We start from the raw sequence: 7,795 nt of genomic DNA, 5'->3' as shown, positions 1-7,795 counted from the left end.
GATATTTGATCACGACTATTCTCTCTCGAAAATGTTCGGATCGTTTTTTAATTTTGTATACGCTTTTCTTACCTTCAAATCAGATATTACATCTGATCCTACTGCTGTTCCTTATTTCAAATATCTTCAGTAACACTTTCGTTACCTCTTGCTAAACTCAGAGACTCGAACTCCTTTCGTGCGCCGACCGCCGTTTCGTTGGGAGTGCAAAGGTAGATAACCTTTTTAAAACAACCAAATCTTTTTTGAAGTTTTTTTTATTCCCTTCAGCCCGTTTCCGAACCTCCAAAAACACCTCAAAGCCAATCCCAGTCTCACTTCCCATCCAATATTAAGAGCAACCCCCGTTTCCGTAAGGGAGTGCAAAGATAGAACCATTTAAAATCCTAAACAAATCTTTTTGCTCCTTTAACCCAAATACACCTGATTAACTTTTATCATAAATCAATACCAGCAAGCATTACAGACCACACATATTCTTTAAAATATAAGTAAAGAAGCAGGAAAAGGGACGGAAGTGGATATAAAATAAGCGGACAGGAGTTAAATCCTGCCCGCTTAGCGCTGTTATATAAGTATGCAAGATAACAGCCACAGCTAATTACTCTTATTCCACAATGAGCAAATTAGCCGGTATCTTACCTTCCGCAGATGGGAAAGGAATATGTAATAACTTAGCGATGATCGGTGCAACATCTGTAAGGCTCATTTCCGGAATCACTACTCCTGGTCTGATGCCATATCCAAAGGCCATAAAGCCGGTCTGGATTTCTTTAAAATCAGGATAGAAACCATGCGTACCGCCTTTCGCTTTTTTCAGGACATCTCCTTCTGCACTGTTACCAAAAGTATAGCCCTTTACAGGTGCTAAGGCTAAGAATGATTCTCCGCTTGCCCCTACCTGATCCAGGTTGGTACGATCTTTTATGGCAAACAGCTTTTTCTGATCCTCCGGCAGCTTAGCCAGAAGCTCATTTACCATCTTCAGGGTTTTAGTGTCTTTCTTATCTTTCAGCAATAAGAAAGCAGATGCTCCGGAAGCGTGAAAATATGCTTTCCAGTTCTCCGGGTGCTTAGGATCATATAAACCTGCCTGTGCCAGCCATACATTCGGATTGATTGATGTATGAATATCCACAAAGCCATGATCACCGGTAATGATAAATGTTGTGTGTTCTTTGATGCCTGCTTTTTCAACGGCCTCCATCAACTGCATAATGGCATGGTCAACCGCAGCCAGAGATGCCTGTACCTTATCTCCGTTACGGCCTTGCTCATGCTGGAAGTGATCTACAGTAACCAAATGCAGGGTCAGAAAGTTTGGTTTATACTTTCTGATGGTATAACAGGCCATTTTTGTAGTCAGGTCATCCATACTCAGGAAATCGCCATCGAAGTCGATCTCATCTACTTTGCCAATAGCATTGTCCTCTAATTCCTGAAAGAAGCCTTTTGGATAGGCCATGTCGGAAAGGGCATGTTTCATATCTCTTTTTTCTCCTTTGGCTTTTGGCAGATACCAATACTCCGGAACGGTATAATCTGCAGGCATGCCAACAGAAACCGGCCAGAAGAAAGAAGCGGTGCTCAGCCCCTGTGCTTTGGCAGCTGTGAATAAGGTGGGTACACGGATACTATCATAAAACCAATTCCATTTGCCGGTAACACCTAATGGTTCCGGAGGTGTATTATAATATATACCATGCTTTAATGGTTTCACTCCGGTAATCATTGCAGTATGGGAAGGATAGGTTACAGTAGGAAATACACCGGTAACCCCATCGGCATAACTGCCCTGCTTTAATGCCTGACGGATGTGGGTGGTAGGCCACGAAGCTTCTTTGTAAAACTCTGGACGCAGTCCGTCAATTGAAATAAGGATGACGTGATTGTTATCTGCTGCCTGTAATGCCGTAGCGCCGAATAAGCAGGCGGTCAGCAATCCGAATATCTTGTTCATGAATTTAATATTTTTTATTCAACGATTTTATAAGTGCTCTTTTGAGTGTATGTTTTACCGAACATGTCGGTTGCCTTTACTTCAATAGTATGTTCCCCTGCTATGAGTTTGGTAGGTATATTCACCATCCATAAATGGGTTGAAGCTTCCGGCACACTTGGTCTTCTGCCATCCAGCAGTACCGGTGACTGATCATACTGCATATTAATGGCCTGGAAGGAAGGGTCTACATCCACAACATATTTCATCGGTTTCCAGTCTCCGTTATCGATTCTGCAGTACACCTTGTCAGTTGCAGTTCCCATAAAGAAGTTGGCGAATATTGATGCTGAGGTACGCTTATCTTTTGCCAGTACTTTCGGGGCATAGATATTGATCTGATAATCCTGAGGCGCTCCGGCTACTTTGTAATCCAGTGTATAGGTATTGTTCTTTACCTGCATTACGGCATATCCTTTAGGCGTTCCATCTCTCATTGTAGAAGCGGGCACTCCTTGTTCATTTATTCTGCCGGAATACCAGTCGCCGGATGTGGTACCCACATTATATTCATGCAAAGGCTTCCTGTTTCTCCAGCCATCCGTGATGGAATAGAAATTATGTCTTTGCAGATGGGTATGTGCGGATATCGCCAGTACATTCTCATAACCTTCCAGCAGATCGAACAGGGCCTGACGATCCTGATGAATAAACTCATCCTCTCCGGTAATCAGTAAAGGAATATGGAAATTCAATACAATCAGCTTGTCTTTAGATACATGCTGCAGGTCATTTTTGATAAAAGCCAGCTGATCTGGTCTGAAACCGCCCCAGTAGCCTTTACCATCTCTGGGATCGGGATATAAAATATCATCCAGCACAATGAAGTGGGCATTGCCATAGTTGAATGCATAGTTGGCCGGACCAAAGTTTTTCTCGAATGTCTCATCTGACAAAGAATCGGCTGTTGCATCGTAGTTCATATCATGGTTGCCCATAACATTATACCAGGGCATGTCCATTTTCTTGATGACCTCTTTATATGGTGTGTGCAGATCAAGGTTATCTCCTACCAGGTCACCCATACTGATTCCGAATGCAATTCTATTATTGCTCTTCGCTTCCTGGATAATCGCTTTATCGAAATACTGGATCTCCTCCATTGTATAAGGCTGCGGATCTCCGAAAACGTATACTGCAAAATCATTTGCCTCTTTCTGTGCCACCAAACCGAAGTCCAGACTGCGTTGCGCATCTATACTTTGCTGTGCACCTTTGAATTTAAAATGAGCCGGTGTGCCCTGCGGCTTATGCAGTGCATAGCTTTTAGGAAGATTATACTCATCCAGCGGCACTTTATATCCGGTTGGCTTAATGACAAAAATAATATTGTCATTAGCTATATTAAGGCTGTACTGTCCTTTGGCATCAGTCAATACGACATCTTTACCATTTGATACGGCAACATTTGCCAGGCCTTTTTCAGTGGATTCTTTAGTGCCGTTATTGTTCTTATCTTCAAAAACAAAGCCGGAAACGGTCGTATGCTGGGCAATCGCGGCGCTGCTCAACAGCATCGCACTTACTGTATAAAGGAGTGAATGCAATTTCATCTTATGATCATTAATTTAAAAAAGGCATACCCGCAATCCGGGATTCGGGTATGCCTTGAGAATAAAATTTATCGTGTACTATTCGATCCAGTTTAGAAGCTATATCTAAGACCTAACTGGCACTGGAACGGAGTTCCGCTATAGCTGGATACGCCTGTTGTTGTGCGCACATTGTAAGTATAGTTCTGTGCGGTCGGGTTGAAGTTTTTGATCGTGTAGATATTCTGTTTACCCAGATCTCTTTTTACTGCCCAGTCCTTATTCAACATATTGGCTACGTTAAAGATGTCCAAGGTTAATTCGATACCATGCTGACGATTAATGTTGAAACGCTTGGCCACTCTCAGGTCAAATACTCCATAGAAGCCATTGATACCACCATTACGTTCTGCAATCTGACCAAAGCTTTTACGGATATAATCTTTTACGGACTGTTCTGCATCCGGATTGTTCAGTATCGCATTGATACCATCTTTCAGATACTGAGGCGTAGACGGACTATTAGGGTCATAAACGTAAGCGAGGTCATTAGAAGAAACGAAATCACCATTCATATTACCACTCACCGCAAGGGAGTAGCGGGTACCACCGATACCGGAGAAACGGATACCTGCAGAGAATCCTTTAATACTTGGTGTAGAAGCGTAGAATACTGCTTTGTGACGGAACTGGTTATTTGAATAAGTCATTTTAGACAGATCACGCGGATCGGAACCGACCATCAGATCCAGGGTTGCCGTATTGGCTACGTTACCGTTGTAAGAGGTATTGTCTTTAGAATCATTCCAGGTATAAGAAGCCGTCAGCTGACCATCTCTCCAGTAGCGCCATGTCGCGTCTAATACTACTGCATACTGATCTTTTTTACCATCGCTTACCAGCTCCAGTACGCGTCCCAGTTCTGTAGTCTTACGACCATTTACCCAGTTGGTAGCACCGTTTGAAGGGTTGATGGTGCTTGCCGGTACATATACACCTCTGTTGGCTTCTTCTTCGATAGTGAAGTATGGATTGTCGACCATATTGCGGTCTACATACATATAGTTATTACGTGCCCAGCTCGCATATGCTGTAACACCTACGCGTAATTTATCGCTGAAGAAGTGGTTATAAGAAAGGTTTGTTTTATACAGCGTAGGTACTTTTACATCCTTGCTGTTGGCATTGATGGTGATCAGTTTTTCTACACCCGGAATATTGAACAGATCGGTACCCGGAGCGGTTGCAGGATTGTTTCTGTATCCAGGAAAATCAGGTGTCGGCACCAGGCTTCCGGTAATGTCTACAGAAGCAACTTTTGTACCGTCAAACAGCATGTTGTTGATCATGGAGTACGGGTTCAGCGCGGAACCGAAGATACCGGCACCGAAACGAACGATGTCTTTACGCTTCTCATTTACATCCCAGGTAAACTGGATACGTGGCTGTACCTGCAGGGTATTGATTTTCTGATCGGTACGGATGCCTAATGTTCTGTCGGCAACCTCATTATAATTGGCACCATTCAGGTATTGTGTATTATCCAGACGCACGCCAGCCATGAAGTCCAGGCCTTTTGCCAGGCGGGTTTCCAGCTGTGCATATGCACCAGAGGTCAACTGATGTACCTGGTTGGCCTGATCTTCGTTCAGATAGATTTCACGGGCATAACGGTAAGGTGTCATGTTATTGAAATTATCCATACCGGTAAAGTAGAAACGACCGTTCATTTCACTACCATAACGGGAATTCATGCGATAATACATCAGGTCAATACCGAAGGTATATTTTACTTTTTCTGTATTATAGTATACATTATCTACCAGTTGCACCGTACTTCCTTTAAACCACTCCGGCGCAAAGCGCTGACCGCCGAGCTGGATAGAGTTAAAGTATTTTTTACCGTTCTCGTCGATAGATTCTACATTCTCCACAATTCCACGCGGAATATTCGCTACCGGTAATTCTTTATCATTCGTCAGTACATCTTCCTGCTGAATGAAGTATTGTGCTTTCAGCTCATTCGTCACTTTAGGATTTACCTGTGTACGTAATGAAGCCATTAAACTGTTATCTACTCTCTTACGGTTGATGTAAGATTCAAACAGGTTGATACCGGAGTTATCACCTTCTGACTGGTTATCGAACTCGTATACAAAATTGTTACGGAAGGTAAGCAGGTTGCGGGAGTTGATCTGCCAGTCTACACGGGCAAATACCGCATCTGTAGTCTTACGCTTATCGAAAGAGCCGAATTGTGGATTGTCGGATACGCCGTATTTGGAGCGGGCGATGTCCATATAATTATCCAGCGTCTGTTGTGTTACATTGAATGCTGCTACATCGGACGAGGTACGGATATTCGCAATGTTCAGCGGACGGGCATCCTGCTGTCTGTCCCATACGATGAAGAAGTGTGCGCGATCTTTGAGAATCGGTCCACCCAGGGAGAAACCATACTGATACGTAGAGAAGTCATTTACTCTTTTATTACCGCGGATATCGTAAGGGCTGGACAGCCAGTCTGTTCTTCCATAACCGAATACGCTACCGTGCATGGTATTTGTACCGGATTTGGTCACTGTACTGATTGTACCACCACCGGCACGACCGTTGGTTACATCATATTCATTGGTAATGATTTTAAACTCACGGATCGCTTCCATGGAGATAGAATATGCTCCGGAAGTGGAACCACCTGCGATGGTACCTCTTGCATTCATCCCATCAATAGTGTAGTTGGTAGAAGACGCCAACTGACCACCCAGACTGCTTCCGCTACTCAGCGGAGACAGATCGATAAGGGAGTTGAAGTTACGGCCATTTACCGGCAGCTGTGTCAGGTCCTTTGCAGATACTGAAGTAGAAGCGCCTAAAGTGTTGATCGATTTTCTCAGTGAATTCGCAACAACAGCAACCTCTTTCAGTTCTGAGGAGGTAGTCTGCATGTCAAAGTTCACCACCAGCTGATCGCCCTGGTTCAGGACATAGCCCGTTTTCTTTTGTTCGCCCTGACCCATTACAGAAACCGTAATGGTGTAGTTATCTCCAAGGGGCAATTGCTTGAAGATGTATTTACCGCTCTCGTTGGTTACGGTAGATGCGGTAAAACCGGTCGATTCATTCTTCACTACTACCTGCGCCCCTATAACCGTTCCTTTGTTTTCATCCTTTACGACACCAGATACGATAGCCTCATTACCCTGGGCATATACCATAGTGGTGGCTGTCAGTGTCGCTGCTGCCAGCAACACTGATGCTTTTGTAAATCTTTCGATCATTGACTGTTAAAATTTAAAAGTTTATATAGTTAGTGAAGTATGCGGGATTGGTCCCGGACCAGCCTCAGGAAACTACTTTCTCCAGTTTGGAAGCCATCTTTGTTGCGGTCTTCCTTAACTGAGATTCCATTTTGTTGGGCTTGTCCAGTTTTATGGTGGAGTAATACAGGCTGGAGGTATTCAGCTGCTTCTTGTCTTTATCAAACAAAGTATAACTCACAATATGAAACACGGTGTTCATTGTACCGGATTCCATCTTCTTCAGGTAATGCTGATTGATGACCAATAAGAATTCTGTTTTATTTTTTTCCAGCAGGGAGTGATATTCTTCCAGGCTCATTTTATCTACAGAGGCAACGGAACCTTCTGCTTCTCCGGATATTTCTATATCATCTTTCACTGCCGGCAGGTCGGTCTCCGGTAATAAAATATATTCTAGCGTACCCTCATGAAGACTTTGCAGGTGACGGGTTACAGAACCGTTAAAATAATAGTCCAGGCTATCTACCGCAACGCCCATTTCTTTCGCGATATAGTCATCATAGTAATGATTGGACTTTATATTATCTACAGCAGTGATAATCAATACATGTCCTTTTGCAGCCTCTACAGTCATAGAAGTCAGACTGATGAAAGCAATACCGGCAACTACCTGCACCAGCTTGCGGTACAATATTTTCATGAGCGTAATCATATACTGTGAATTTTTCGCGAAATTAGGATGGCGAGATTAACAGGCTGTTAGCATACCATTACCATTGTCAGACTTGATATTAACCCGGGGTTAATCTTGAAATAACAATTTTGAGGTAGTTATGAATTATTGTTATTGATTCGTTAACCGAACTTTAATTAATTGATAATTTGCAGATTATGGTCAAAAATTTTCAATTAACTGGCTCTACCATAGTAGTAAAAACAATATTTATGCAAAAAAGATTATATTTACCAACCTATTTATAAAGGCCCACTGTCTTTATAAT

General features: G+C 43.0%; 4 protein-coding genes. All 4 read right to left on the bottom strand.

Annotation, left to right across the window (positions count from 1 at the left end; all coding sequences use genetic code 11):
- Window positions 1-607: 607 nt before the first annotated feature.
- Window positions 608-1,960: an alkaline phosphatase family protein gene (locus tag FTD44_RS08650; RefSeq protein ID WP_222166057.1), complete on the bottom strand. Its 1,353-nt coding sequence runs from the start codon at window positions 1,958-1,960 to the stop codon at window positions 608-610.
- 14 nt (window positions 1,961-1,974) lie between these two features.
- Entirely contained in the window at window positions 1,975-3,552 is a 1,578-nt protein-coding gene (locus FTD44_RS08645; protein WP_222166056.1) for a calcineurin-like phosphoesterase C-terminal domain-containing protein, read from the bottom strand.
- 92 nt (window positions 3,553-3,644) lie between these two features.
- The gene (locus tag FTD44_RS08640) at window positions 3,645-6,812 is read right to left on the bottom strand and encodes a TonB-dependent receptor (protein WP_222166055.1); all 3,168 of its coding nucleotides are present in this window, start codon (window positions 6,810-6,812) and stop codon (window positions 3,645-3,647) included.
- A 64-nt stretch (window positions 6,813-6,876) separates the two neighbouring features.
- Window positions 6,877-7,506 (bottom strand): hypothetical protein, encoded by a 630-nt coding sequence (locus tag FTD44_RS08635; RefSeq protein WP_222166054.1) that lies wholly within the window; start codon window positions 7,504-7,506, stop codon window positions 6,877-6,879.
- Window positions 7,507-7,795 lie beyond the last annotated feature (289 nt).

It is taken from the genome of Edaphocola aurantiacus, assembly GCF_019797745.1.
GTDB lineage: Bacteria > Bacteroidota > Bacteroidia > Chitinophagales > Chitinophagaceae > Edaphocola > Edaphocola aurantiacus.
Note: the sequence above shows the minus strand (reverse complement) of the source record. Positions and strands in the feature narration are given on the sequence as shown.

Bases quoted from the DNA above. Each gene is read 5' to 3' on its own strand.
- FTD44_RS08635 (WP_222166054.1), bottom strand. From the start codon at position 7,506: ATGATTACGCTCATGAAAATATTGTACCGCAAGCTGGTGCAGGTAGTT.
- FTD44_RS08645 (WP_222166056.1), bottom strand. From the start codon at position 3,552: ATGAAATTGCATTCACTCCTTTATACAGTAAGTGCGATGCTGTTGAGC.
- FTD44_RS08640 (WP_222166055.1), bottom strand. From the start codon at position 6,812: ATGATCGAAAGATTTACAAAAGCATCAGTGTTGCTGGCAGCAGCGACA.
- FTD44_RS08650 (WP_222166057.1), bottom strand. From the start codon at position 1,960: ATGAACAAGATATTCGGATTGCTGACCGCCTGCTTATTCGGCGCTACG.